Annotated in this window: 21 protein-coding genes and 1 pseudogene; 11 read left to right on the plus strand and 11 right to left on the minus strand. The window is 70.3% G+C overall.

The genetic code is table 11. The annotated features are described in order from the left end of the window. Positions 1 to 30 precede the first annotated feature (30 nt). Positions 31 to 316 (minus strand): annotated as a pseudogene (locus IPZ69_RS11630) (hypothetical protein); the annotation flags it as partial. Positions 317 to 965: 649 nt separating this feature from the next. After that, positions 966 to 1,361 (minus strand): hypothetical protein, encoded by a 396-nt coding sequence (locus IPZ69_RS11635; RefSeq protein ID WP_235453985.1) that lies wholly within the window; start codon positions 1,359 to 1,361, stop codon positions 966 to 968. 334 nt (positions 1,362 to 1,695) lie between these two features. Here IPZ69_RS11635 and IPZ69_RS11640 point away from each other — a divergent pair, with 334 nt between their 5' ends. Continuing rightward, positions 1,696 to 1,920, plus strand: a complete 225-nt coding sequence (locus tag IPZ69_RS11640) for a hypothetical protein (protein WP_235453986.1) — start codon at positions 1,696 to 1,698, stop codon at positions 1,918 to 1,920. 140 nt (positions 1,921 to 2,060) lie between these two features. Here IPZ69_RS11640 and IPZ69_RS11645 read toward each other — a convergent pair whose 3' ends face one another. Next, entirely contained in the window at positions 2,061 to 3,056 is a 996-nt protein-coding gene (locus tag IPZ69_RS11645) for an acyl-CoA desaturase (RefSeq protein WP_235453987.1), read from the minus strand. A 512-nt stretch (positions 3,057 to 3,568) separates the two neighbouring features. Between IPZ69_RS11645 and IPZ69_RS11650 the strand changes: the two genes are divergently transcribed. After that, positions 3,569 to 4,054 carry a cupin domain-containing protein gene (locus IPZ69_RS11650; RefSeq protein ID WP_235453988.1) on the plus strand — a complete coding sequence of 162 codons (486 nt, stop codon included), beginning with the start codon at positions 3,569 to 3,571 and terminating at the stop codon, positions 4,052 to 4,054. A gap of 6 nt (positions 4,055 to 4,060) precedes the next feature. Here IPZ69_RS11650 and IPZ69_RS11655 read toward each other — a convergent pair whose 3' ends face one another. Beyond that, a complete protein-coding gene (locus IPZ69_RS11655) occupies positions 4,061 to 5,122 on the minus strand; it encodes a hypothetical protein (RefSeq protein ID WP_235453989.1) in 1,062 nt (353 codons plus the stop codon). Between the two features lie 124 nt (positions 5,123 to 5,246). Here IPZ69_RS11655 and IPZ69_RS11660 point away from each other — a divergent pair, with 124 nt between their 5' ends. The 3 genes from IPZ69_RS11660 (at position 5,247) to IPZ69_RS11670 (ending at position 7,424) form a co-directional block, all read left to right on the plus strand. Next, on the plus strand, positions 5,247 to 5,828 hold the full coding sequence (locus tag IPZ69_RS11660; protein ID WP_235453990.1) for a TetR/AcrR family transcriptional regulator: 582 nt from the start codon (positions 5,247 to 5,249) through the stop codon (positions 5,826 to 5,828). Between the two features lie 145 nt (positions 5,829 to 5,973). Beyond that, a complete protein-coding gene (locus IPZ69_RS11665) occupies positions 5,974 to 6,225 on the plus strand; it encodes a hypothetical protein (RefSeq protein WP_235453991.1) in 252 nt (83 codons plus the stop codon). A gap of 11 nt (positions 6,226 to 6,236) precedes the next feature. Then, positions 6,237 to 7,424: an SPFH domain-containing protein gene (locus IPZ69_RS11670; RefSeq protein WP_235453992.1), complete on the plus strand. Its 1,188-nt coding sequence runs from the start codon at positions 6,237 to 6,239 to the stop codon at positions 7,422 to 7,424. A 148-nt stretch (positions 7,425 to 7,572) separates the two neighbouring features. On the opposite strand, the gene IPZ69_RS11675 is transcribed toward IPZ69_RS11670, so the two are convergent. Then, the gene (locus tag IPZ69_RS11675) at positions 7,573 to 7,956 is read right to left on the minus strand and encodes a hypothetical protein (protein WP_235453993.1); all 384 of its coding nucleotides are present in this window, start codon (positions 7,954 to 7,956) and stop codon (positions 7,573 to 7,575) included. 8 nt (positions 7,957 to 7,964) lie between these two features. Next, positions 7,965 to 11,417 (minus strand): ALF repeat-containing protein, encoded by a 3,453-nt coding sequence (locus IPZ69_RS11680; protein WP_235453994.1) that lies wholly within the window; start codon positions 11,415 to 11,417, stop codon positions 7,965 to 7,967. 456 nt (positions 11,418 to 11,873) lie between these two features. Between IPZ69_RS11680 and IPZ69_RS11685 the strand changes: the two genes are divergently transcribed. The 3 genes from IPZ69_RS11685 (at position 11,874) to IPZ69_RS11695 (ending at position 16,232) form a co-directional block, all read left to right on the plus strand. After that, positions 11,874 to 12,416, plus strand: coding sequence for a hypothetical protein (locus IPZ69_RS11685; RefSeq protein WP_235453995.1), 543 nt, complete (start codon positions 11,874 to 11,876; stop codon positions 12,414 to 12,416). A 30-nt stretch (positions 12,417 to 12,446) separates the two neighbouring features. Further along, positions 12,447 to 14,630, plus strand: coding sequence for a trypsin-like serine protease (locus tag IPZ69_RS11690; protein ID WP_235453996.1), 2,184 nt, complete (start codon positions 12,447 to 12,449; stop codon positions 14,628 to 14,630). Between the two features lie 291 nt (positions 14,631 to 14,921). Beyond that, positions 14,922 to 16,232, plus strand: a complete 1,311-nt coding sequence (locus IPZ69_RS11695) for a vanadium-dependent haloperoxidase (RefSeq protein WP_235453997.1) — start codon at positions 14,922 to 14,924, stop codon at positions 16,230 to 16,232. A gap of 106 nt (positions 16,233 to 16,338) precedes the next feature. Here IPZ69_RS11695 and IPZ69_RS11700 read toward each other — a convergent pair whose 3' ends face one another. Both IPZ69_RS11700 and IPZ69_RS11705 read right to left on the minus strand, forming a co-directional pair. Further along, the gene (locus tag IPZ69_RS11700) at positions 16,339 to 18,291 is read right to left on the minus strand and encodes a multicopper oxidase family protein (RefSeq protein WP_235453998.1); all 1,953 of its coding nucleotides are present in this window, start codon (positions 18,289 to 18,291) and stop codon (positions 16,339 to 16,341) included. Between the two features lie 192 nt (positions 18,292 to 18,483). Further along, positions 18,484 to 19,266, minus strand: coding sequence for a calcium-binding protein (locus IPZ69_RS11705; protein ID WP_235453999.1), 783 nt, complete (start codon positions 19,264 to 19,266; stop codon positions 18,484 to 18,486). A 377-nt stretch (positions 19,267 to 19,643) separates the two neighbouring features. On the opposite strand from IPZ69_RS11705, the gene IPZ69_RS11710 reads away from it, so the two are divergent. Then, entirely contained in the window at positions 19,644 to 20,993 is a 1,350-nt protein-coding gene (locus IPZ69_RS11710; protein ID WP_235454000.1) for a VanZ family protein, read from the plus strand. Here IPZ69_RS11710 and IPZ69_RS11715 read toward each other — a convergent pair. Then, a complete protein-coding gene (locus IPZ69_RS11715; protein ID WP_235454001.1) occupies positions 20,990 to 21,856 on the minus strand; it encodes an alpha/beta fold hydrolase in 867 nt (288 codons plus the stop codon). The genes IPZ69_RS11710 and IPZ69_RS11715 overlap by 4 nt on opposite strands. A gap of 254 nt (positions 21,857 to 22,110) precedes the next feature. Between IPZ69_RS11715 and IPZ69_RS11720 the strand changes: the two genes are divergently transcribed. After that, complete coding sequence (locus IPZ69_RS11720; protein ID WP_235454002.1) at positions 22,111 to 22,518, plus strand: RidA family protein; 408 nt, start codon at positions 22,111 to 22,113, stop codon at positions 22,516 to 22,518. Between the two features lie 20 nt (positions 22,519 to 22,538). On the opposite strand, the gene IPZ69_RS11725 is transcribed toward IPZ69_RS11720, so the two are convergent. Both IPZ69_RS11725 and IPZ69_RS11730 read right to left on the minus strand, forming a co-directional pair. Continuing rightward, on the minus strand, positions 22,539 to 22,919 hold the full coding sequence (locus tag IPZ69_RS11725) for a winged helix-turn-helix transcriptional regulator (protein ID WP_235454003.1): 381 nt from the start codon (positions 22,917 to 22,919) through the stop codon (positions 22,539 to 22,541). 105 nt (positions 22,920 to 23,024) lie between these two features. Further along, positions 23,025 to 23,609 carry a hypothetical protein gene (locus IPZ69_RS11730; RefSeq protein ID WP_235454004.1) on the minus strand — a complete coding sequence of 195 codons (585 nt, stop codon included), beginning with the start codon at positions 23,607 to 23,609 and terminating at the stop codon, positions 23,025 to 23,027. A 174-nt stretch (positions 23,610 to 23,783) separates the two neighbouring features. Here IPZ69_RS11730 and IPZ69_RS11735 point away from each other — a divergent pair, with 174 nt between their 5' ends. Then, on the plus strand, positions 23,784 to 25,223 hold the full coding sequence (locus IPZ69_RS11735) for an FG-GAP-like repeat-containing protein (protein WP_235454005.1): 1,440 nt from the start codon (positions 23,784 to 23,786) through the stop codon (positions 25,221 to 25,223). Positions 25,224 to 25,245: the final 22 nt, after the last annotated feature.

The raw sequence follows: 25,245 nt of genomic DNA on the forward strand, positions 1-25,245 counted from the left end.
CCGGGAGGCAGCGCACCCGGGCCCGGCAGGTCAGGCGTAGGCAGCGATGTCCTCGACCACGGCGAATCCCGGGCCGTACGCGCTCATCCCGCGCCCGTACGCCCCCAGGTGCACGCCCGCCTCCGTCGTGCCGGGCAAGGACCCAGCCACTCGGACTCCCGGCAGCAGAACGAGGCCGCCACCCCGTCCACGGGGAGGGAAAGCGTGGACCACTCCACGCCCTTGAAGTCGTCGGCCAGGGCCACGCCGTCTCCGTCTGCTGGTCCAGCGAGTCGCCGCGCAGGCCGTGGTCCATCTGTCCGGGCCAGGCGAACGCAGAGCGATCCATCGGGCTATTCGACGGGGACCGTGAGATCGACGGTCGAACTGCGGATGACCGGCCGGTCGGCGCCGAGTGCCCGTGATCTTGAGCATCCGCACGTTGTCCGAGCAGGTCATGACGACCATCGATGAGCAGCCGAAGTCGCGGGCCTGCATGCGGACATGCTGCACCAAAACGGCGCACAATCCCCGGCTCCGCCACGGATCTTCGATCATGGTGCCGAGTTCGGCCGCGACGGGCTCGGTCGTACGGACCAGATTCCCCCGCCTTTGAGTCAACAGAGGTGACACGGCCAACAGCCATACAGCAGGCGGTGTCGCCGACGGGCGTATCCGAGACAGAGGTCCTGGTGAGGTGGCTCGCCAGGGGCGTCCGCGAGGGAAACATCGGTCTTGCCCTGCGACGGCTCTCCCGTACCGACCCGTCAGGCCCTCCCTGGGAAGAAGCGGCAGACCGTGGACACTCCTGGTCGAGGACCTCACGAACTGGAAGATGCGGAGTGGCGCCCGGCCAGGGACTGGGCAGGAACGATGGGGGTGGTCCTTCCACAACGTGCCCGCGGCCCGCACGACTGGCCGCAGTAGCACCGCCTTCCAGTGGGCGGCGCCGACTGTGTCAGAGTCGCGCAGGCAGCCTGGACGGCTCAGTGGTCGCCCATGGGCGGGGGCACGAGGCGTGGCAGTGGCTGATGCCAGTCGCCCAGCCTCGTGAGGAGAAACTGGCGAGCGAGAGAACGAAGGTCGTCCCACGCCGAATCCGTGGCCAGAGCGTTGTCCCAGAGGCCGAGGCGGCGGGTGGCATCGATCTCGCCTATGCGACGGCCGATGGCCCGAAGATGACGCTGGTCCTCAGGCTCGATTGCTCCGCGCTCCGCGAGCCCTTCGGACACGCGACACATGAGCTCCACCTCTTCAACGACGTCCTTCGTCTCCAGCTCACGCTCGCCCAGCCAGGCAAGTTGATCTCGGGTGTCGGCCGCCAGGAGCGCCGTAACGCGCAGCGTCCAGGTGCGCAGGTTCGCGTCGCCGAGATGGTTCATGCATGCATGATCGCACCCAGCTCCCGCAATCGTGTTCGAGGCTCGGAGGGCGGCAATGGCCTGCGTGGCGGTCGCGGAGGGTTGAAGCGGAACTACTACCGCCGCAATCGAACAGCGCCGGACGGCGGCGCCTCCCCTAGTCGTGAAGATCTGCTGTCCGTTCCCATGAACCCAGCCACCCGTTCCCAGGGGCCTCCGAGGGCCCCTCACGGGAACGTCATGGGCCGCGCTGACCAGCCTGAACAGCAAAGCCAGGGAAAGGTCATCACGGTCAAGGAAGACAATAGGGTCTCTCCTGAAGCGGCGCTCCCCGAAGCCATCGCATCATGGATGCATGTGGCTGCGAGGGGAACCGGGCCTGGTGCACCGGGCGTTGCTGTTGAACGAGCTGCGTTTCGATCCAGACGCCATTTACGAGCTGGACCGCCCTCTGCTGCTCATGCCCGGGGATCAAGTGCACCGCCGAGGTCAACAAGTGATCGTCAAGCGCGCGGCCGGGAACGTGGAGGTGCCGGCCGGCCGCTGGGAGCCGTGGTGCTGGGAGTGGCGCCTTCTCTGACGATCGCACCCCTATGGCAGCGGCACCCAGGACGCCGCACCACAAGAAAGCGTGACCAGGGGAAACGCCTCGGGCCGGGACCGTCCGGGGCGCTATGGCGGCTCCGGCCGTCCCCATGGCGACGCGTTGTCCGAGTGTCGTCAGCCCGAAGACCCCTGCGGGGCGCCCGGGTTGGGCAGGAGTCGAGCGCTGAGACGGTCCGAGTTCGGCCAGCGCACGTCGTGGGCCCAGCGGAGCTTCTCGAACACCCAGATGAGGCGGGCCGCCGGGTCGAGTTGGCCCGGCAGCACGCCGTGGCGCGCGGCCGTGGGGTCGGCGTGATGTGAGTTGTGCCAGCTCTCGCCAAAGGACAGCAGGGCGAGTGGCCAGAAGTTGGTGGCCTTGTCCCGGCTGGCGAAGGGGCGTCTGCCTGCGACGTGGCAGATCGAGTTCACCGACCAGGTGACATGGTGCAGCAGCGCCATCCGGATCACGCCGGCCCAGAAGAACCCGGTCAGCGCACCCGTCCAGGTGCCGGTGACGAACCCGCCGACCAGCGCCGGGGCCAGGAGCGAGACGGCGGTCAGCGGTCCGAAGAGTTGGCCGATGAGCCGTAGATCGGGATCGGCGGCGATGTCGGGAGCGAACCTGGCCCGGTTGCTCAGTTCACGCTTCAGCATCCACCCGATGTGCGCGTGGAGAAGTCCCTTGAGCAGCGCGCGCGTGTCGGTGCCGTAGCGCCAGGGCGAGTGCGGGTCGCCCTCGCGGTCGGCGAAGGCGTGGTGGCGCCGGTGGTTCGCCACCCACTGCACCGGCGAGCCCTCGACCCCCAGCGAACCCGCGACGGCCAGGGCGATCCGCAGGCCCCGCCGTGCCTTGAACGAGCGGTGCGTGAAGAGACGGTGATAGCCGACCGTGAGGCCGGCCAGGGAAACGAGGTAGGAAACCACTGCCATGCCGAGGTCCAGCGCGGACAGGCCCCATCCCCACGCGAACGGCACCACGGCGATCAGGGAGATCGGCGGGGCGACGACGAAGATCCACATCGCCACTCCCGCCGCGGCCGTCTGGGGGGCGTCGAGCAGCGGCTTGGCCCCGGCATCGGCTTGATGTTCGGCGGTGGTGTGTTCGGTACGGTCGACGTCACTCGGGTTCATCGGTTCCTCACCATCGCTCAGCCTTTTCGGAGCCGGTGCCGGACCGACCTGGATCACGCGCCCGTGCGCTTTCGGGCGCGTTCGGCGGTCCGGGGCTCACGATCGCACTGGGCGGCATCCGCGCAGGTCGTCGCCGATGTCCAGGGCATGAACGTCGCGGAACCGGAACTCCGTGGGCTTCTGGCAGGCGTCTCGGCCTCGTCGGGCGTGAAGATCGGGTGCGAGTGGTTGGGGGACAGGAGATCCCCGTGAGATTGATCTTGCTGGGCCACAGAGCGATCTTCAGAAAACGAGGGTTAGCTGAAGGGAGGGCGCGCAGCCTCCGGCGGACCCGCTCCGCGGTCCGGTGCGTGGTCCGGTGCGTGGCGCGTTACGCGGTCCGGTGCGTGGTCGATTCCCTACGTCCTCGTAGTCCCGCGGGTGGGCCGCCACCGTTTCGTCGGCCAGATCCTTGCCCCGCCGGGTGAGGCGTCCGGTGCGGTGCTGCGCCGCCGACCCGAGAGGAGGTCCCCATGTCCTACCCAGAACCCCGCTATTTCGGCGACAGGGGCCAGGTCAGCGCACTGTTCCTACCTGCATCCCCGCAGCCCGACACCGGTTCCAGCAGCTTCGGGATCAGCTACGTGGCCAAGCAGGACAACACCAACGGCGAGTTCGGCCTGTACAAGATCGACATGGGGCCGAAGGCCATGGGCGCCACGGAACACTTTCACCGTACGATCTCCGAGTCCTTCTACGTCCTGTTCGGCGAGGTACGGCTCTACAACGGCGAACGCTGGGTCACAGGCGGCGCGGGAGACTTCCTCTACGTACCGGCCGGCGGACTCCACGCCTTCCAGAACGACAGTGACGACCCGGTGTCCCTGCTGCTGCTCTTCACACCGGGAGCTCCCAGGGAGGAGTACTTCGAGAAGCTGGCGGAGTACTCACAGCGCAGCCGCGAGGAGTTGAAAGCCTTCCGGGTCAGGCACGACCAGTACAACACCGACACCCCCTAGGCTCCCCTAGGCCTCCGCCCGCCTGCGCCGTCGCCCCAAGCGGGGCCGCAGGCTCACCAGGACGGCGGCGATCGCCGCCCACAGTGCGAGGGTGGCCAATGGCTGTACCGCCTGCGCGCCGTGGAAGTAGCTCAGGTCGGTCACGGCGCGGACGGCCGCGCCCGGAGGCAGCAGGGCGGAGACGGCGCGGGCGGCGGAGGGCAGGAGGTCCGGGCCGATGGCTGCTCCGCTGGTGGAGTTGCCGACCGTGAGCAGCAAGAGGGTGGCGACGGGTACGCCGACCGGGCCGAGGTAGGTGCCCAGCAGCTTGGTCGTGAACGCGGCCGCCGCGGCGAGCAGGGACAGGGCGAAGGCCAGCGGCATCACCGGCGCGGGCACCGCCCCGAGGACGGGTCCGGCGATGACGGTGGCGATGATGCCGATGGCCACGGAGACGCCGGACAGCAGCCAGAACCGGTGGCGCAGGTGCAGATGGTTCGCGAGGCCCAGGGCGTTCTGGGCGAGGACGAAGCCGGCCAGTGTGACGCCGAACGCCACGTAGAACCCGGCCAGTCCACGGGCGTCGAAACGCGCGAGCGGGACGACGTCCACCGTGGTCAGGCGCTGGTCCGACCCGTGGGCATAGGCACCGATCAGGCTCTTCACGGCCGTCGTCGTCGACTGCCCGTTGGCCCCGCCGACCTGCAGGCGCAACCGGTCGGAGCCCGCCCCGCGGCTGAGTGCAGCCACGACGTCGCGGCGCTCCACCTCGGCGCGCCCGGTGGCGGCGTCGGCGACACGGTGGACATCGACGGTGTCGCCGAGGACCTGGCGTATCTCGCCCGAAAGCTTTTGCCCGGCGACAGCCACCGGCACCCGGTGCGGCTGGGGGTTGCGCTGCAGACCGACGTAGCAGCCGACGAAGGCCGCCACGACGACCAGGGCGATCACGGCCGGCTGGAGCCAGAGCCGGACCGGTGGCGCGGTGGCGGCGGAGGTGGCGGTTGTACCTGCGCTTGCGGGGATGGCAGCGGTGGTGGCAGCGGTGGTCAGGTCGGCTTCGGCGGCCGGGCCGAGGCGAGTGGCCATGAAGTGTCTCCCGTGGGGGCGCGCCCTTGGAGAAGGGGAGAAGGGCGCCCTAAATAGATGATGTAGGTAATCTAAATAGCACCGTACGATAGATGTCGTCCGACATCCAAAAGGGAGGTGCCCAATGGGTCGCGTCTCACAGACGCAGGCACAGGCGAACCGCCGGCGGGTCGTGGAGCGGGCCTCGCAGCTGTTCCGCGAGCAGGGCACGGGCGTGAGCGTCGCGGATCTGATGAAGGCGGCCGGCCTGACGCACGGCGGCTTCTACAAGCAGTTCGCCTCCAAGGAGGCGCTGATCGACGAGGCGGTCACCCACGCGTTCGGCGAACTGGCCGAGTTCCACGCCACCACACTCGAAGAACACCAGGGGCACAGTGCCGAGGCCCAGCAGTCCCTGATCGACGGGTACTTGTCCGTCCGGCACCGGGACGACCCCGCCTCGGGCTGCCCCGTCGCCGCGCTCGCCACCGACATGGCCCGGGACAGTGGCGACCACGGGGCGCACCGCACCTACGCCGAAGGGGTACGGGACTTCACCCGGTGGCTCGCCACCGACGACGAGGACGGCATCGCCCGGCTGTGCACCATGCTCGGCGCCCTCCTCCTGGCCCGCGCCACCAAGGACTCCCCCCTGTCCGAGCAGGTCCTCTCCGCCGCCCGCTCCGCACTGTCCGCCGCCCCGCAACAGGTGTCCGACATCCCCTAGAGAAGGGCCGGCTAGGGAGGGTCCGGGGGCGCCGCCGGCCCCGTGCGTCCCGGTGGCGCGGGCAGCGCCCTCCCGCCCGTTGGGTCCCGGCCGGACTGGGTCTATCGTCGGAATCATGGGGCCAGGAAGAGGAGGACGGCCGGTGATGCCGCAGGACGAGGCCGTGATCGGCTGCACGGGGAAGGTACTCATCGGAACGCGCGGTTCCACGGGCCCCGGTGAAGTCCTGGTGCGCGTCAGAGGCGGTTCCGAGACCTTCCTCGCCTGGTCGGACGCCCCCCTGCCCGTCGGCACGACGGTGCTCGTGATCGAATCACGTGGATGCCGCGAGGTCGGCGTCATCGAGTGGGTGGATCCATTGGACGCGCTGGGCGGAGACCCCGCCGGCGCCGACTGAGGAGTACAGGCATGTTCGGATACCGCGTCCCCGCTCCCGACGAGGCGATGTTGATCTCGGGGGGCAGGCGGGGACTGGGGGGCGCGCCATTCCGAGTGGTCACGGGGCACGGGAAGTTCGTGCTGCCGGTGTTCCGCAAGGTCCGGTTCCTCACCCTCTCCATGTGTGAGTCCGAGGTCACCGAGACCTGTGTGACCAGGCAGGGCATCGCGTTGCATGTCCGTGCGGTCATCGCCTTCAAGGTCGGCAACGACCACGAGAGCATCATCAACGCGGGCCAGCGGTTCCTCTCCGACCAGGAGCAGATGTCGGTGCTCACCGGCCGGATCTTCGCCGGTCACCTGCGGGCCATCATCGGCTCGATGACGGTCGAGGAGATCGTCACCGAGCGGCAGAAGCTCGCCGCGGAGGTCCTGGACACCTCCAAGACCGAGATGGCGAAGATCGGTCTGATCGTCGACTCGCTGCAGATCCAGTCGATCGACGACGGCGACACCGGTTACATCGACGCGATGTCCGCGCCGCACAAGGCGGCCATCCAGCGGCAGGCGCAGATCGCCCAGGCGCAGGCCACCCAGGCCTCGGTCGAGGCGGAGCAGGTGGCGGCCCGCAACCAGGCCGAGTACGCCCGGCAGACCGCCATCGTCAAGGCCGAGTACTCGGCCGAGGTGGACCGCGCCCAGGCGCAGGCCGCGCAGGCCGGACCGCTGGCGCTGGCGCACGCCCAGCAGGAGGTGCTCGCCGCCCAGACGGAGCTGGCCCAGCGCCAGGCCAAGCTGCGCCAGCAGCAGCTGGTGGCCGAGGTCGTGAAGCCCGCCGAGGCCGAGGCCGAGCGGGTCAGGATCCTCGCGGCCGCCGAGGCGCAGCGGATGAAGATCCAGGCGGAGGCGGCCGCCTCGTACGACCGGGTCGCGCTCGACCGGATGCTGATCGACCAGCTCCCGCAGATCGTCAAGGAGGCCGCGGGCGGCCTCGCGGGCGCCAACGTCAACGTCCTCAACGGTGCGGACGGCCTCGGCGAGATCGCCGCCGGTCTGGTGTCCCAGGGCCTGACGATCCTCGACTCGGTCCGGCAGAACCTGAACGGCGGCCAGGACACCGACGGCCACCGCCCCGAGGAGAGCGAGGGCAACGGCCTGCTCCAGCTGCCCACCAGCAAGGGCCGGAAGTCGAACGACGGTCCGGTGGACATCGACTAGGGGCGGCGACCAGGTGTACTCACCTGCTCAGCACCACGCCTGACCAGGCACGGAGCATCAGAAGGGGCCCCTCGGAGTTGATCTCCGAGGGGCCCTTTTCCGGGCGGTCGAACGGACGCCCGGCGCGTCCTGACAGGTCGGACGCCGTCTACGCGCCGGCCGCGTAGACGGCGCCTATCACGATCAGCATGATCGTCATCGACGTGGTGATCCAGGCCATCGCCCCCTTGCTGGCCTTCGTCGTCGGGTCCTCGACCCACCGGTAGTAGTCCCGGGTGATCGTGCCGCGCACGGGAGCCAGCATCAGCGGGAACATGACCAAGACCGCCGCGTAGAGATACAAGGTCTCGGGCAGCGTGTTGTGCTCGGCCAGGCCCCGCACGCCCAGACCGACGATGCCGATGACCGGCATCCAGAACTGCTTCTTCCGGTATTTCGGAATCTGGATGATCCACTGCATCGCGGCGAGGTTGACGATCGTCGCCCCCACCGCGATGAGGATCCAGGCGCTGGTGGACAGCGACAAGAACATGAGCGGTCCTAGAAGAGTGAGTCCCAGCCGTCGGAGATGGCGTCTCCGAGGTCCGACGCGGCGTCACCGGCCGCGCCCCACGCCGTGGTTGCGTAGGTGACGGCCGGGCCCACCATCTCATGGCCGATCCGGCTGGCGGTCACCACACCGCTCTTCAGGCCCTGCGCACCCCACTCGATGGCGTGGGACATGCCCGGGACCTTGATCTTGCCGAGGGCGAAGCCGCCGGTGAGGGCGCCGACCGCGAGACCCGCGACGGAGCTGTAGAAGGCGTCGGCCCCGTCGGTGAAACCGGTGATGACGGTCGCGCCGATGCCGGTGACCCAGGAGATGGTGCCCGCGACACCGGCGATCGCCTCACCGGCGGGCGGCGGGATGAGCAGGCTGAACGCGGCGACGGTGCCGGAGACGGCACTGATGGCGTTCAGTGCCTGCGCGACGTTGTGCCAGTCCTTCTTGCTGCCCCAGCCCTCCGGGCTGTCGACCTTGTCGTTGTCGCTGCTGTCGGCGGGGTCGACGCCGTTCTGCTTGTTCTGCTTCGCTGCCTCCGCCGCCTTGCGCGCGGCCTCGGCGAGCTCCTGCTGACGCTTCGCCACCGCCGTCGCGCGGGCCTCGGTGGCGGCCTTGGCGGCGGCCGCGGCGTCCTTGCCGGCCGCGTCGGCGGAGGCGCGCGCCGCGTTCGCCGACGCCTGCGCCTGGCCGGCGGACGCGACGGCGGCAGCGGCGGAGGCCACGGCCTGGTTCGCCGAGTAGTTCGCCTGCCGTGCCGCGGTGCGCGCGGACGCGGCGGCGGTCTTCGCCTTGTCCGCGGACGCCTGCGCGTCCTTCGCGGACTGCTCGGCGTCGGCCGCGTTGGCGTCGGCCTGCTTGGCGTAGACGTCGGCCTGCTTGGAGGACGCCTTCGCCTTGTCGGCCCACTTCGCCGCCTCCGTCGAGGCCTTGCGCGCGTCGGCCGCGGCCTTCGACGCCTCGTAGGCGTCCTTCTGCGCGTCCTGGGCGATCTTCGCGGCGCGTGCGATGGACGCCCGGATGGCCGCGACGTGCGTGGCGGCGTCGTAGTCGAGCTGCGCCGTGCGGTGGCACACGGTGGTGACGAAGTCGCGGCGCATCCACGTCGGGCCCTCCAGGGCCACCTGGGCGGCGGCCTTGGTGTAGGGGCCGGCCGTGTTGAGGATGGTGAAGACGGCGACTTCGTCGTCCTGCTTGATGTTGTCGGCGTACGTGGTGAAGAAGCCGTGCAGGGCCTGGGGCGAGCCGTCGTTCAGCGCGGCCTGCGCCGACGCCGAGACCGCCTTGCCGGGGTTGCCGTTGAGGATCTTCAGGAGGGCGACGCGGTTGTCCTCCGCGGCGGCCGCCTTGATCCCGGTGGTCAGGAAGGTGCCCACGGCGCCCGCGTCGGTGGCGGCCAGTGCCTCCTGGGCGGCGTTCGCGACGAGCTCCGTGGACACCTTCGCCACGGCCAGGACCGTTTCCCGGTCGTCCTGGTTCTGTGCGATCTGCCGGTCGGCGGCGACCCAGGCCAGGACGTCCTCGTCGGCTCCGGCCAGGGCGTGGTCGGCGGCGTCCCGGCTCCAGGTGCCGATCGTGGTGGAGATCAGGTTCATCGCGGCCTGGCGGCCGACCGAGACGGCCTGCGCGAGGTCCCCGGCGGCGTAAGCCTTCTCGGCCTTGGCGATGAGGTCCTTGGTCGCGGTGTCCAGGGCGTCGGACTGGGTGGTGGCCCGGCGGGCCTTCTCCCGGTCCTCCGCCTCCGCGCGGGCCATCTCACGCGCCTCGACGAGGGACTGCTCGGTGTCCTCGGCCAGCTTCTGCGCCTCGGAGTCGCGGGCGGCCTTCTCGACGGCCTCGGCGTCCTGGACGGCCTTCACCGCGGCCTCGGCGGCCGTGACCGACTCGCTCGCCCACTTGGTGGCCGTGGCGGCGAACTCGGCCGCCTTGACGGCGCCGTCCGCCGCGGCCTTGGCCGCCTTCGCCGCGTTCTCGGCGTGGGTGGCGGCGGAGTTGGCCGCGTCGCGGGCGGCACGGGCCGCCGTCGCGGCGGTGTTGGCCAGTGACTGGGCGGTGTTCGCGGCGCTGGTGGCGCGGGCCGCCTGCGCGTCGGCCTCGGCGGCGGCGGCCTTGGCCGCGGCCGCCTCGGACTGGGCGGCACCCGAGGCCGCGGCGGCGGTGGCGGCGGCCTGGGCCGCGGCGGCGGAGTCGCGGGCGGCGCCGGCGGCGGCCGAACCGGCCGCGGCCGCCTGGTTGGAGGCGGTCGCCGCCGCGTCGGCGGCCTTGGCGGCCGTACGGGCCTGGGCCGCCGCCTTGTTCGCCCCTTCGGCGGCCAGGCGGGCAGTCTTGGCCTTGGAGGCGTCCTTCGCCGCGTCGAGGGCGGCGGAGTAGGCGGCGGACGCGGCCCGTCCGGCGGTCGCCGCGGCCTGGGCCGCCGCGCTGGCGGCGTACGAAGCGCGGCGGGCGGCGGAGTGCGCGGCCGCGGACGCCTGGATGGCGGTGCGGGACGCGGCGGCGGCGCCCTGCGCGGCGGCCGCGGCCTTGCGGGCCGCCTTGCCGGACTTGGCGACGTCGTCGCGGGCCGCGTCGGCCTCCGCGGCGGCCTTCAGGGCCGCTTCCTTCGCCTTGGCGGCGGCCTCCTTCGCCTTGCCGGAGGCGGCGACGGCCCGGTCGGAGGTGAGCTGGGCCCGCTTGCCCTCGCGTTCCACGATCGCCACCAGCTGCTCGATGGTGGCGGTCTCCCGGTCCCGGGCGCGCGCGATGTACTGACCGGTGTTCAGGAACCAGTGGATCGCGGAGGGGCTGCCGTCGTCCAGGGCGCGCTGGGCGTACTTCTTCACCTCCGGGGAGGCGGTGGCGAGGATGGTGAAGACCTCGGCCCGCTCGTCCTCGCGCCGGGCGGTGATCTGGCTGTTCAGCAGGAAGTCGGTCAGGGCGTCGTCGGTGCCGGAGTCGAGGGCCTTCTGCGCCTCGCGCTTCACCCCGGTCCCGCCGCTGTTCATGATGGTCAGGGTGGTGACGCGGAGGTCCTCCAGCTGGGCGCTCTTGTAGCCGCCGTCCAGGAAGGCCTGGACGGCGTCGTCACCGGCGTCGAGCGCCGCGGCGGCGTCCCGGGCCGTGCCCTTGCCGGTGGCGGGCAGCGCCTTGAGGAGGGCGAAGCGGTTGTCCTCGGCGGTGGCGCTCGCCAGACCCTCGGCCAGGAAGCGGTCGATGTCGGCGGCGGAGCCGGTCAGTGCCTGGGTCGCCGCGCTCTTGACGGACCGTCCGCCGATCTTCCACGCGGTGACGACCTTCGCGCGGGCGGTGTCCGGGAGTTGAGGAAGCCGCGGCAGGTCCGAGGACCCGGCGGAGGCGGAGGCGGAGCCGACGGCGGCCAGGGCACGGGAGGGAGCTGCGAGCGAGACCGCGGTCGCCGCGGTGGCGGCGCCGGCGACGGTGAGAACTCGGCGCCGGCTCCAGTACGTGGTGTTCAAGAATCCCCCATGGATCTGCACCCGACGGCGGCACGCCCTGGTCAGGGACGTGTCATCGGGTGCGTCAGCTGAACATGCGCGGATCGAGGCCGGTGCGAAGCGGGCTGGTCAGGCCCTGAAGCACACGGCGGACGCTGCCGCACGGATCGGCGGCAGGTGATGACGCGGTGTCGAACTTAAGTTACTCACGTGAAAATTGACCAGCCATCAGTTGCTGGTGATGCCCGTGAGAAACGACACATGACCCTTTTGCCCGGATTCACCCGGGCAGGGGTGGACATATCAGTGGCGCGCGACAAGCGCGCCTGTTTGAATGCACCGTCCTCAGTGGCCGTCTGACCCACGGTCACACGCCGGATGCCCTCCCGGCATCCCTCAGGCGTCTCACGGACTCAACCCGCCCTGTTTCTCAAGGGAATTCAGGGAATTCAGGGAACTCTCTCAGGGGGAACATCCATGAATCTCGCACGGAGAATCATCGCCACAGGTGCGGTCGCCGCGGCCTGCGCGGGCGCGTTCGCCCTCGCGTCCGTCTCCTCGGCCTCCTCCGGCACCGGCCACCACCAGGCCGCGGCCCGCCACGCCTCCGCCGACCGCGCGACCACGGTCGTCGACGGCGCACCCGGTTACGCGGTCGAGGACTACAACTACCCCGGCGCGGACGCCATCAAGGCGCAGAAGGGCATCGTGCTCAAGCGCGGCGACGGCCACATCACGCTCGTCGACTGCGCCTCCGGCACCGGCCTGATGGAGGTGTACTCCCGCAAGAGCGAGAAGAGCTGCTTCCGCGCCACGGGCCCCTCCGGCTACCTCAGCCTCGAAATCCCCTCCGTCTACGGCGTCAAGGGCGAGGCGGACCACGAGGCGGACGTGAAGCTCACCACCGACGGCGCGACCCAGAGCATCGACGTCGGCAAGGGCGAATGGAAGGCGGCCGGTGAGGCCGCCGACCCGGACGGACGTGCCTTCGTCCTGGTCGAGATCCGCACCAGCAAGTAGCCGACACACGGGGAAGACGACCACACCACCATGACCACAACCCGCAGGCGCGGCACCGCGCTCGCAGCCCTCGTGACCGCCGCCGTCATCGGCGCTCCCGCCCTCGGCGCGCATGCCGTGACCGGCAAGCCCGAGACCGACACCGCCCACGCCTTCACCGCCCGCCTCGACATCGGCGCCGGCACCAAGGCGTGTTCCGCGACCCTGATCGCCCCCCAGTGGCTGGCCACCGCCGCCTCCTGCTTCGCGGACAACCCCGCCGCCTCGGTCAAGATCCCGGCCGGGGCACCGAAGCTGAAGACGACGGCCACCATCGGCCGCACCGACCTGACCACCACCGCCGGCGTCGTCCGCGACGTGGTGCAGCTCGTCCCCCGGGACGACCGCGACCTGGTCCTGGCCCGGCTCTCCGCGCCCGTCGCCGACATCGGCCTGCCCGGCATCGCCACCGCGGCGCCCGCCAAGGACGCGGCCGTGTCGGTCACCGGCTACGGCCGCACCAAGGACGAGTGGGCGCCGCTGAAGCTCCACGGCGAGACGTTCCAGGTCGACCAGGTCAACAGCACCGACTTCGCCGTCCACGGCACCTCCGGCGCGGCCATCTGCGCCGGCGACTCGGGCGCGCCCGTGTTCACCTCCGCCGGCCTGCTCGGCATCGCCTCCCGCTCCGACCAGGGCGGCTGCCTCGGCACCGACCCGGCGCAGACCTCCACCAACGGTGTCGTCACCCGTACCGACGACATCGCCGCCTGGGTCAAGTCCACCGTCGAGTCGGCCCCGTTCGCTGACTTCAACGGCGACGGCGTCGAGGACATCGCCGTGGGCGACCCCAAGGCCACCGTCGGCCAGTACACCGAGGCCGGTGCCGTCCACGTCGTCTACGGCGGCGGCAAGGGCACCGCCCAGCTCGACCAGAGCCTGGACTCCGTGCCCGGCGACGCGGAGACGGGCGACCGCTTCGGCTACGCCCTGGCCACCGTCGACTACAACAAGGACGGCTACACCGACCTCGCCGTCTCCAGCCCGTACGACGACGCCGGCTCCATCGCGGACGTCGGCATGGTCTCCGTCATCTACGGCTCCCCGGCCGGCCTGGGCAAGGGGCGCGCACCCGACAACTACGCGCAGGGCGAGGGCACCGGCGCCCTGAAGGACGCCGGGAAGGAGAAGGGCGACCTGCTCGGCTATGCCCTCGCCGCCGGGATCACCCGCGACAACGAGCCGTACCTCGTGATCGGCGACCCGGGCGAGGACGTCGGCTCCGTCACCGACGCGGGCTCGGTGGTGTACGTGCACGGCAACACCAACCTCTTCCTCTCCCAGGGCGCAGGCCTGCCCGGCTCCCCCGAGGCCGGGGACAAGGTGGGCACCGCGGTGGCGGCGGACAAGACCAACATCGTCGTCGGCATGCCGGGCGCGAACATCGGCGGCAAGCCCGGCGCGGGCTCCGTCGCCGTCCTGACCCACAACCTGGGCCCGAACTTCAAGCCGGTCGTGCGCGCGCACCTGGACCAGGACAGCGACAAGATCACCGGCGGCGCGGAGAAGGGAGACGCATTCGGCCAGTCCGTCGCGATCATCCCGAAGGGCACGAACAACGACTCGGTCATCGCCGTGGGCGTGCCGGGTGAGTCGATCGTCGCGGCCAACGGCACGACGAACGTGGCCAACGCGGGCGCCGTCTACACCTTCGACTTCCCGGCCAGGAGCGACTGGTCGCAGCTGAAGGTCATCCACCAGGACCAGCCGAACGTGGACGGCTCCATCGAGACCGGGGACCGCTTCGGCGAGACGGTCGCCGCCATCAACCTCGCCCCCGAAAAGGCCTCGCCGTCCTGGGCCGACATGCAGCTCGCGGTCGGCGTTCCGGGCGAGTCCCAGGGCACCGCGGCCGGCGCGGGCGCCGTGCAGACCTTCTCCCTGCTGACCGCCCCCGGCGACCACAGCAACGTCCTGCGCGCCGGCTACAACAAGGTGCCGGGCACACCGGGCGCGAACCAGCACATGGGCCAGGTGATCGCCCTGTCGCCGACGCACGTCTACATCGGCATGCCGAACGGGCCGCAGGCCGGCGGCGCGGTCTACGAGGTGCCGTGGAACAACCTCGCCTCGTACACCACGAACGCCGACACGGACGGGGACGTCACGGTGCTCCGGCCGGGCACGGGCGGCATCCCGTCCGGCGGCAAGGCCTTCGGATCGGCCGTCCGGTGACCTGCTGACCCGCACGACGACGGGTCGTACGAACTCCCCGCTCACGTGCGTGCCGCGTGAGCGGGGAGGTCCCGCCGAGCAGAGAAGGCGTGGGTCCTCCAGTCGAAGATCCACGCCGTGCGCGTGCCACCGGTCTCGTCGCGGCGAGTTGTCTTGATCACACAGTGGGCCGTTGCTAAGCCTTGGGCACTCGACTCCAGGGAGCACGTTGTGCATCAAGAGCCCCCGCTTCCCTTTCCCCCACGTTCACGAGTCCGGGCATTCATCTGCGGCGTCGCGGCCGTCGCCCTCGTGACACTCACCGCCGCGGCAAGTCCCCCCGACCCGGCCCCCCGGACCGCCGCGGACCCGGCAGCCGTGGTCCGCGAGTGGAACGCCATCGCCACCGACACGATCAAGACCAGCCTCGGCCCACGCCCCTCCGGGCAGGCAGCGATCTGGGAGGGATTCGTCTCCGTCGCCGTCTACAACGCCGTGGTGGGGATCGAGGGCGGCTACGCCCTGTACAAGTGGAACGAGCACGGTCCGGCCACGGCATCCTCCGCGGCGGCCGCCGCCACCGCGGCCCATGACGTGCTGGTCGCCTACTTCCCCGCCTTCCAGCAGCAGCTGGACACCGCCTACGCCGACTCGCTCGCCGCCCTCCCGGCCGGTCAGGCCACGGACCAAGGCGTGGACTACGGAAGGCGCGCCGCCGCCCGCATCATCGAACTCAGGGAAGGGGACGGCCGGTTCGCGAACCTTCCGTTCACCGCTTCCCCGGCACCGGGAGTCTGGCGGCCCACCCCGCCCGCGTTCCAGCCCTTCATCGACACCTGGCTCGCCACGCTCCGCCCCCTCCTGCTCGCCTCCCCGCAGCAGTTCCGCCCCGGCGGGCCACGCGCCCTCTCCTCGGCCGCTTACGCCAAGGATTTCCTGGAACTGAAGTCCATGGGCGCGAAGACCGGCTCGGGCAGGAGCCCGCAGCAGACCGAGACCGCCCTCTTCTTCAGCGGCAACCTGGTCGCACAGGTCCAGGCAGCCGTACGGGACCACGCCGCCCGCCACCAGCTCGGCGTCGCCGAGACGGCCCGGCTGTTCGCCGCGGTGAACGCGTCGGCGACCGACGCCGTCGTCACCGCGTGGGACGCCAAGTTCCACTACGGCTCCTGGCGGCCGATCACCGCCATCCGCCTCGCCGACACCGACGGCAACCCCGCGACGACGGCGGACCCGGCCTGGGAGCCGCTGCTCGTCACCCCACCGCACCCCGACTACATCGCCGGTCACACGACCGTCGCCGCCGCTGTGGCACGTGCCCTGACCGACGCCCTCGGCACCTCGCACATCGATCTCAACGTCCCCTCCGAGGTCACCGGCACCACGCGGTTCTACGATTCCGCCGACGCCCTCAACCGGGACATGGTCGACGCCCGAGTGTGGGGCGGCGTCCACTCCCGCACGGCGGACGTGGACGGCTGCCGGGCCGGCGCCCGCGTGGCCGCCTGGGCGCTGGACCACTACTTCCAGCCGGTCGGCGACGACAACACCCAGCGGTCCCCGTCGGCACGAACGGCCCAGGACGGGCGCGTCGAGCCGTTGTGCGACGAAGACACCGACTGAACCACGGAGCCGATGAACGGGACGTCGATACGAGTGGCGTCCCCGAAGACCCGCGACGGCCCCGGACCGATCTCGGTCCGGGGCCGTCGCGGCGGGCGGGAGTCCCTCAGCTGTGCATGGTCTTGGAGCCGTGCTCCTTCGCCGGGTGCTCCTTCGTCGGGTGCTCCTGCTCCGAATGCCGGACGATCGTCCAGGGGCGCATCAGGTCGTCGTCCTCGTGTTCGAGGAGGTGGCAGTGATGGATGTACGTCGCCGGGAGCGTGGCGCCGCTGCCCGGGATCGACGCGATCTCATCCGTCGGCGGGATGAATTCCTGGATGATGATTCTGGTCACCATCTGCGCAGGGGCCTTGACCGTGTCCTTGTAGGACAGCGCCTCGTCCGGGTCCGGTGGAATCGGTGGGCCGGTGAAGTAGTTGGCCAGCACCGGGTAGTCCTCCGGTTTGCGGCCACCGTAGATCCACTTTTCGTAGTCCTCCTGATAGCGGGCCGCGTCGATCGGCTGCCTGTTCAGGACCTGGAAGTTGACGAGGTGGACGTGCATCGGGTGGGCGTCGTGGTTGGGGTTGATGTACTCCCAGATCTCGGTCGAGCCCTCCTTGATGAAGTCCTGGGACGGTGCCATGTACGGCACCGCGTTCAACGTCATCGTCCTGAAGAGCTTGTGCTGGTACACGACCCATTCCCGCCGACGGGTGTGCGGTTTCGGCTTGATGGGCGGGACCGACTGCAGCTTGAGTTTCTCGGGCGGCGTCGTCCTGTCCCCACCACCGGACAGTGGTTTGATGACCCGGAATCTCATGATGTCCGCGATTTCCGGGCCGCAGCCGGGGATGCCGGGGAAGTGGACCTGCGTTCCCGGGTAGTTCGTCAAGGTGACTTCACTGCCCTTCACCTTGCTGAAGTCGACGATCAGGTCGTACCGCTCGGCCGGACTGATCAGGAAGTCCAGCATCTGTAGCGGAGCACGGAAGCCGCCGTCCGTGCCGATCAGCCAGAACGGCAGTTGCGGCTGAAGCAGTACCTTTCTGGGAACGTCGAACCTCAGCCGCCAGAAACGCTCGTTCGAAGCGTTGAGAACGCGCAGTCGGTAGCGTCGCGGCTCGACGTCCAGGTAGGGGTACGCCTTCCCGTTGACGACCGGGGTGTCCTCACCTTCCCGGTCGACCATGGTGTAGGCGAGCTTGCCGTCCGCCTTGAAGGTCCGGTCCTGCAGGATGAGGGGGACCTCGAATTCGCCTCGCGGCAGCCCGAGCCGCTCGTCGGCGGGGTCACGAATGAAGTAGAGACCGGCAAGGCCCGCATAGACGTTGAGAGCGCTCATCCCCATGGCGTGATCGTGATACCAGAGCATGCACGAATGGTCGTGGTTGGTGTAGCCGTAGATCGCCTCGTTGGGCTTCACACGGCCCGGGTCCAAGGTGGTGTAGCCCTCGGCATGGAAGCCCTTCGGGCTGAACGCCTGCAGCGGCAGGCCGTCGGACTGTGGTGCCGTGTAACCGCCGTGCTGGTGTACGACGTTCCACACGTCGATGTTCTCGGGAAAGGGCTGGACGGGCTTGTAGGGAGGCGGAGGGTCCGGAAAGACCAGGGCGTTCCCGTTACGAATCGCCAGGATCACGTCCTGGAACATGTGGGTGGTCGGCAGCTCGTTGCGGTACTTGACGACCGTCGGGTGGTCCCTGGTCGTGTTGAGGGTCGGCCCGAGATAGCCCATGCCGATCGGCTTGTGAGGATCGTTCGGGTTCGCGGCCCAGTAACCCCACACCGGTGACGGCCCGAGATCCCGGTGGAACTGCCACGTGCCCTGACGCATCGTGAACTCGTAGTAGTCGGCGCCCGGATATTCAGAAGGATCCGGGATGGCTGCCGGCGGCCTGGGCAGTGGATCGACGAACCTCTCCAGCGGAGGGGTGTTCGGCGTCCCCGCGGGGTCCTCGCACCCTGCCGGCGGGTGGTGCGCCGTCGCCGCGTACGCCCGCGTTCCCGGACCGCCCTGCGGAAGCATGGCCGCGGCGCCCGCGGCACCGGCCCCGAGGAATTTCCTTCGCTCGATCATCGTCTCCAGCCTCCCGTTGCCTCACGTGACGTGAAAGGGATACAGGGCTGGTTCAGAACGCTGCCGCAGCACGCCGGTCCGGTCCGGGAAAGCCACTCATTGAGGCGATCTCAACAGCAATTCGACGGGCACCGGAATTGGAACCCCATTATTCAGAATTGAAACCCGATTATTGCCGCCCCGGGCCGCCGACTAGCGGACGTCGACGAAGTCGCCCGTGGCCTTTACGGCGTTGGTCGTCATGGTGGGCCTGAACTCGTACCGCCAGTAACGGTCGGCGGTCGCGGTGACCTTGGCGGTGGCGACGCCGTGGGTGTCGGTGAGGGTGTAGCCCATGGACTCGTAGTAGCTGACGCCCGGCGTGCGGAACTCCAGGTAGGCGCGCTGGTTCGTGTAACCGCGGTAGTCGTGGGTGTCCCAGTTGGCGCGGGTGAGCTTGCCCGTGACGGTGAGCGTCCTGCCCTTGGCGACCGGCTCGGGAGAGGCGTTGGCGGTCAGCTTGGCGTTGCGCTTCATGAAGAAGGAGGTGTAGCCGTCCGTCTGCACGTAGTCCCCGTCGTTGGCCTTGACGTCGATCGCGACCTTCCAGATGCCGGCCAGCGCGTTCCTCAGGTCACGGCGGGGGTCGATCGTGTAGTGCTTGGTGCAGACCGTGGTGGTCCCGTTGGCGGTGCACACCGGCGCGGCCTCGCTGGGCTTGAGCACCGCGTCGGCCTTGCTGAGGCTGCTCCCGTGGTAGAGCGTGAAGTCCGCGACCTTGACGCCCGAGTCGTCACCGGCCATCAGCTGGACGGTGATCTTCCTTGAGTCGGTGGTGCCCAGCACGACGTCGTTTCCCGCGCCGCCCCCGCCGGTGATCCGGAAGGTGCCGACATCGATGTTGCCCACCACTTCGGTCGCCTGCGCGCCCGGCGCGAGCAGTGCGGCTACGGCAAGGGAACCGAGCAGGGCGGAGCCGATCGTCAATGTGCGCATGGAGCCCCCCAGGGCGTTTCGGACCCGCCCCCCGACGGGCCGCCGATGAATGGACGCAGTGTACGCACCGGTGATCACAGGGGAATGGGGGCCTCCATATTCGTGAGTGCGTGAAGCAGGACAAGCGTTGTAAAGTGATCATGACGTCCGAGGTCCTGACCAGGCCGGCGGAACGTGCGTCATCGCGGAACGCGGTGACAGCTCACGGGGGAGTAATTATTGTGCCGATTTCCCGGCATTTCTTGCGCATCGTCATGCATGAGCACAGCGGCAAGCGTCGGATCCCTCTTCGGAAATTCTGACCAGAGGTCACTCAGCGGCGCCCCGGAATTCTCCGCGGGCGCTCTTGGGATACCTGTCCGAGAAAGGGCAAGGGAATGTTTGCCGCTGTCTTCGGTGATGACACGGGGTTCCTCGTCGGGCTCACCGTCGTCGCTGTCGTCGTAGGAGTGATCGCGTGGGACGTCGCTCGGCGGCGCCGGGTCGCCCACGCGTTCTGGTGGCTGCCTCTGGCGTTCTGCCTGACCGGCGTGCTCGGGGTGACCCTCGGGCTGCGCGGGGGTGAATCGGGGCGGGCCGAGTGTGTGATCAACCATGAGCTCACCGAGCCGCTGTACACCACGCAGGGTCAGTGGAACCTGGCGATGTTCGTTCCGCTCGGGCTGTTCGGTGTGCTGGCGCTGCGTCGGCCGCTGCCCGTGCTGGCCGGTGTCCTGGCGCTGCCCTGCCTGATCGAACTCGGCCAGGCCCTGGCGCCGTTCGTGAGCGGGATCTGCGACAGCGCCGATGTGGAGATGAACGCCGCCGGTGGTGTGCTCGGCGTGGCCGGTGGGCTCGCGCTGGTGCGGGGGCGGGTCGCGTGGGGGGCGTGGGCCAGGTCCACGCTGATCGTGGCCGGAGTGTTCGCCGTGGCCGGGGCGGTCGTCGTCCGGACCTCGGTCACCCTCGACCACATGGACGGCTCCACCGTGCGGGACGCGCACGGTGACGAGCGCGAGGCCGCCGAGCGCGCCGTCCGTCAGGCCTTCGGTGACCGGTACCACGTCGGCGCCGTACGGATGAGCCCCGGCGTCGACGGCTACAACGGCTGGATGTCCGTCCAGATGGCCGGCGGGTACCCCGCCGACCTGATGTGGCCGGGCGGCCGCCAACTGCACGTAGATTTCGAGGACTCCGCCCGTCCGACGCGGGCGAGCTTCCCGGTTCCGGGTGCGGCCAGGCCCGACGACGCCCAGGACGCCTACCGCATCGCCCGCGCGTACATGAGGGCCCACTACCCGTGGGCCGAGGCGGCCTCCTGGCACGAGACCCGACCCGCCGGTGACAAGGGCGCGCTCGGGTGGCGCACGTCCTGGCGGTTCAAGGAGCGTGGCGTCGTGCTGCCGCGCAGCCTCGACGTGCGGATCAACCGGGCCGGACGCGTCTCCCAGTTGCTGGTCGACTTCGGCCCCGAGCGCGTGAGGCTCCCCGCCGAGCTGATCTCGGCCGAGCGGGCCGAGGAACTCGTCCGGAAGAGGCAGGGCGAAATCGGTGCGGATCTCGACGCGCTTCGGATCCGGGCGGACGTGCTGAAGGCCGACCGCGCCAAGGGCTGGCGGGGACCCTGGCGCGTCGTGTGGTCCGTGAACGTCTACGACACACACTGCAAGCCCGACGAGAGCGGCGGCGGCTGCGACCCGTGGCAGACGCTGGTCGACGCCGGCACCGGTGAGGTCTACGCCGACTAGAGCGGGCGCTGTTCGGCGGCGATGGCGTCGGCCACGAGTTCGGGTTCGTCGACCTGGACGAAGTGGCCGGCGTCGATGAGCAGGCGCAGTTCGCTGTTCGGGAACAGGTCGGCGAACTCCCGCGCCACCCGGGCGTTGAGGTAGCGGTCCCGGGCCCCGAAGACGACGCGCACGGGCGGCTCGAACGCGCGCAGTTCGGGCAGGCGTCGTCTGCGGCTCAGTACCGCCGCGAGGAGCTCGTCGTTCAGCCGCCAGAACGCCGGCCGCGCGGCGGGAAACTGTGCGTAGAGCCGCGTCACGTACGGCTCGCGCACGCGGGAGTCGCTGATGAACCGGCCCACCTGCCAGGCGTACAGGCGCCGGTCCAGGGCCGGCCGGCGCCGCACGACGGCCCGCGCCGCCGTGCGCACCAGCGGCGTGGAGTAGAGGGCGATGGCGGGCGGGCGCCGCAGTGCCGGGGTCCAGTGGTAGTACGTGTTCAGCAGGACGAGCCGCTCCACACGGTCGGGGTGAGCCAGCGCCCAGTCGATCGCGGGCGGGCCGGAGGCGTCGTGCGCCACCAGCACGAGCCGGCGGGCGCCCAGCTGTTCCGTCACCGCCTCCGCCACGGCGGACAGGTCGCCCACCTGGTTGGCCACCGTGTAGGGGTAGTCGCGCGGCTTGTCCGACTCCCCCCAGCCCAGGAAGTCGAACCGCACCGCGGGCACCCTGCCCGCCAGGTGCGGCAGCAGCCGGTCGTAGAGGTGAGTGCTGTCGGGGAAGCCGTGCATCAGGACCACGGGTGTGCCGGTTCCCGGCAGGACTTCGGCGTGCAGGCGGTAGGGGCCTCGCGCCACGGCCAGGGGCTTGACGGTCGGGTCCATGACACCCTCCCTCGTCCGCCTCGTCACACCACTCATTCAAGTCCTGCCGCCGCCGTCCCGCGACCGTCGAGACGGTGAGCACCTCCGGCACGGCCGAACTCCACGGTCACCGTCAGGTTCCCGAGTCACCGAAAAGTGCGTTCTTCCATGTCAACGCACGCTCTCCTACGGTTTCCGAGTAACCACTGGAGAGCGAACGCCCCCGCATCACGCGGAAGCGAGGCGCGGGCTCTCGTGACGAGGAGGCAGGCCTCATGGCCATCACCCTGGTGAACCCCGAAGGACTTCCGAAGGTCGACATCTACCGGCAGGTGTCGATCGCGACCGGGTCGAAGCTGGTCCACATCGCCGGCCAGGTCGCCCGCGACGCCGACGGCGGTCACATCGGCGAGGGCGACCTGGCCGCCCAGACCGAGCGGTGCTACCTCAACATCGGCACCGCCCTGGCCGGGATCGGCGGCTCCTTCGACGACGTGGCGAAGCTGACCGCCTACATCGTCGACTGGACCCCCGACAAGATGCCGCTGGTCATGGAGGGCGTCGCCCGCGCCTGCGCGCAGCTGGGGGTCACCCCGGTACCGCCGCTCACCGGCGTGGGCGTCAGCGCGCTGGCCGAGCCCGACCTGCTGGTGGAGGTCGAGGCCACCGCGGTCCTCGACTGAACCACCGCGGCCCCGGCCCGTCAGCCGTCGAAGCGGCGGCGGGAGTCCTCGATGTGGCCGAGGTACTGATGGGTCCAGTCGCACAACCCGTCGATGGTCACGCGCAGGGCCCGGCCCGGGTCGGTGAGGGTGTACTCGACCCTCGGCGGCACGGTCGGGTACACGGTCCGCTCGACGAGGCCGTTGCGCTCCAGCATGCGCAGGTTCTGGGTCAGCATCTTGTGGCTGATGCCCTCGACCTCGTTCCGCAACTCGCTGAAGCGCAGGGTGCGTTCACCGAGGAACTCGATGATCAGGAGCGCCCACTTGTTGGCGACGTCCGAGAAGATCTCCCGTCCCAGTGAGTCCGCGCGCGCGAGGTCCGCGTCGTCGGGCAAGCCCGTGAGTCGCCTGGTCCCCATGAGGCTCCCTCGTCGCCGAAGTGCGTACGTCCCTGTCCGCGGCCACTCTCCAACGGTTCCCGAGTAACCGCAAGAGAGTCAGGACCGGCACCCGGCTGTCGCCGCCTACGCCTGGCTGTTGCGGAACCCGATGACCACGGCGCCCCACCAGCACACCTGGGACACCAGGGCCGTGGCCGCCCCCCAGCCGAGGAACCGCGGCGCGAGCACGGCGGCGGTGTTCCGTTGCGCCATGCGCCTGTTCAGCAGCCCGGCCTGCAGGCCGTTGAGGGTGAGGACGAGCACCAGCCCCAGCTTCACGCGCGTGAGAGGGGAGTCGAGGTCCGGCTGGAGCATCACGCCGCTGGCCACGAGGCCAGCGAGGCCGGTCCAGATCGGGACGTGGAGGTGGGCCGTGCTGCCGAGGGCGTCGCGCAGGGCGCACCGGCCCGTCAGGAACAGGAGCGCGTAGTAGTCCGCCATCAGGACGGCTCCGAAGCCGAGGACGAGCGAGGCCAGGTGGACGAAGAGCGCCGCGGTGTGCAGGGCGGGGTCCACCCGCAGGTGCAGGGATATCCAGGCGCAGGCGGAGAGTCCCAGGCAGGCGGCGAGCGCGGCGGCCGCGACCGTCCACCAGGTGTCGAACAGGCCGAGCCGCCGGACGGGGGCCACCTGAGGGGACACGGAGGACTCCGAGGGCAGCACGGACACAGACGACTCCCAGAACAGACACAGCAAGGCTTAGGTAAGGCTCACCTAAACATCGGTTTTCAGTCAAGGCCGAAATCGCTCGGGAATTTACCGAACTCACGTACAACCCTTACCTGCAGCAGGACGTCTCTTGATCGACTCCCGTACGACGTCACCGATCCACCGGAGCCCGTCTTGCGCAAGCGCACCCTTCTGCTGGCCGCCACGCTCACCACCGGCTTGCTCACCGCCCTGCCCGCCACGTCGGCCACCGCCGCCCCCTCCGGCCTGTCCGGTGACTTCAACGGGGACGGCTACCGTGACGTCGCGATCGGTGCCATGAACGCCGACGTCGGCTCGGTCCCCAGTGCCGGTGCCGTGGTCGTGCTGTACGGCTCGGCCTCCGGGGTCTCCTCGGCCAAGAAGACCGTCATCACCCAGAACTCCACCGGAATCCCGGGCACCGCCGAGACCGGCGACAGCTTCGGCAGCAGCCTCGCCACCGGCGACCTGAACGGCGACCGCTACGCGGACCTGGTGGTCGGCGCCCAGTACGAGGGCATCGGCGGCCGCGAAGGCATCGGCAACGTCACCGTCGTCTGGGGCGGACCCTCCGGCCTGTCCGGCGGCGCCAACCTGCCCGAGCCACCCTTGTCGTCACTGAGCACGTGGGGCGGCTACTCCTCCGGCGTCGCCACCGGCGACTTCGACGGCGACGGCAAGACGGACGTGACCGTCACGGGCCAGAGCCACACGCACCTCTACCGCGGGCCGTTCAGCCGCACCGGCACCCCGCTGGGCCACTACGGCGTCGGGGAGCTGGGCTCGACGTACGAGGTGGCGGCGGGCGACCTGACCGGCGACGGCAGGGCCGAGCGGGTCTACCCGTACGCCGTCGACGGCGACGCCGGCGGCGCGATCGCCTACCTCCGCCACGACCCCGGCGGCGCGGACCACCCCGAGACGGAGTACGCCCTCGTGAACCTGCCGAAGGCCGACGGGCAGATCGCCACGGTCGCCGACGTCAACGGCGACAAGTACGGGGACCTCGTGCTCGGCGACTACCAGGACCCGCACGCCGGCCGCACCGGCGCCCACAAGGGCGGCCAGATCGCCGTCTGGTACGGCGGCCCGAACGGCCCCGACCCGGAGCAGACGCCCACCGTCATCCACCAGGACACCGCCGGCGTGCCCGGCACCGGCGAGACCGACGACCTCTTCGGCTCGGCGATCGGCGCGGGCGACGTCAACGGCGACGGCTACGCCGACATCGCCGTCGGCGCCTGGGGCGAGGACCTCGGCACGGTGAAGGACGCCGGCTCCGTCACCCTCCTGTTCGGCTCGGCCTCCGGGCTGACCGGCAAGGGCGCCAAGTCCTACTCGCAGGACACCGCGGGCGTCCCCGGCTCCTCGGAGACGCGGGACGCGTTCGGCATGACGGTGCGTCTGGTCGACCTCGACAAGAACGGCAAGGCCGACCTCGTCACCGGCGCCGGCTACGAGAACGGCTACGGCGCGGTCACCGTCCTGCGCGGCACCGCCTCCGGCCTGACCGGCACGGGCGCGAAGCTCCTCTCCGCCCGCGACGTCTCCCTCAAGGGCGGCGCCAACTTCGGCTGGGCCATCGCGCAGTGACGCGCATCGCGATCAAACTCCG

Source organism: Streptomyces olivochromogenes, from assembly GCF_021538895.1.
Lineage (GTDB): Bacteria > Actinomycetota > Actinomycetes > Streptomycetales > Streptomycetaceae > Streptomyces > Streptomyces olivochromogenes_A.

Coding starts and splice junctions, on each gene's coding strand:
- IPZ69_RS11635 (WP_235453985.1), bottom strand. CDS start 1,361: ATGAACCATCTCGGCGACGCGAACCTGCGCACCTGGACGCTGCGCGTT.
- IPZ69_RS11640 (WP_235453986.1), top strand. CDS start 1,696: ATGTGGCTGCGAGGGGAACCGGGCCTGGTGCACCGGGCGTTGCTGTTG.
- IPZ69_RS11645 (WP_235453987.1), bottom strand. CDS start 3,056: ATGAACCCGAGTGACGTCGACCGTACCGAACACACCACCGCCGAACAT.
- IPZ69_RS11650 (WP_235453988.1), top strand. CDS start 3,569: ATGTCCTACCCAGAACCCCGCTATTTCGGCGACAGGGGCCAGGTCAGC.
- IPZ69_RS11655 (WP_235453989.1), bottom strand. CDS start 5,122: ATGGCCACTCGCCTCGGCCCGGCCGCCGAAGCCGACCTGACCACCGCT.
- IPZ69_RS11660 (WP_235453990.1), top strand. CDS start 5,247: ATGGGTCGCGTCTCACAGACGCAGGCACAGGCGAACCGCCGGCGGGTC.
- IPZ69_RS11665 (WP_235453991.1), top strand. CDS start 5,974: ATGCCGCAGGACGAGGCCGTGATCGGCTGCACGGGGAAGGTACTCATC.
- IPZ69_RS11670 (WP_235453992.1), top strand. CDS start 6,237: ATGTTCGGATACCGCGTCCCCGCTCCCGACGAGGCGATGTTGATCTCG.
- IPZ69_RS11675 (WP_235453993.1), bottom strand. CDS start 7,956: ATGTTCTTGTCGCTGTCCACCAGCGCCTGGATCCTCATCGCGGTGGGG.
- IPZ69_RS11685 (WP_235453995.1), top strand. CDS start 11,874: ATGAATCTCGCACGGAGAATCATCGCCACAGGTGCGGTCGCCGCGGCC.
- IPZ69_RS11690 (WP_235453996.1), top strand. CDS start 12,447: ATGACCACAACCCGCAGGCGCGGCACCGCGCTCGCAGCCCTCGTGACC.
- IPZ69_RS11700 (WP_235453998.1), bottom strand. CDS start 18,291: ATGATCGAGCGAAGGAAATTCCTCGGGGCCGGTGCCGCGGGCGCCGCG.
- IPZ69_RS11705 (WP_235453999.1), bottom strand. CDS start 19,266: ATGCGCACATTGACGATCGGCTCCGCCCTGCTCGGTTCCCTTGCCGTA.
- IPZ69_RS11710 (WP_235454000.1), top strand. CDS start 19,644: ATGTTTGCCGCTGTCTTCGGTGATGACACGGGGTTCCTCGTCGGGCTC.
- IPZ69_RS11715 (WP_235454001.1), bottom strand. CDS start 21,856: ATGGACCCGACCGTCAAGCCCCTGGCCGTGGCGCGAGGCCCCTACCGC.
- IPZ69_RS11720 (WP_235454002.1), top strand. CDS start 22,111: ATGGCCATCACCCTGGTGAACCCCGAAGGACTTCCGAAGGTCGACATC.
- IPZ69_RS11725 (WP_235454003.1), bottom strand. CDS start 22,919: ATGGGGACCAGGCGACTCACGGGCTTGCCCGACGACGCGGACCTCGCG.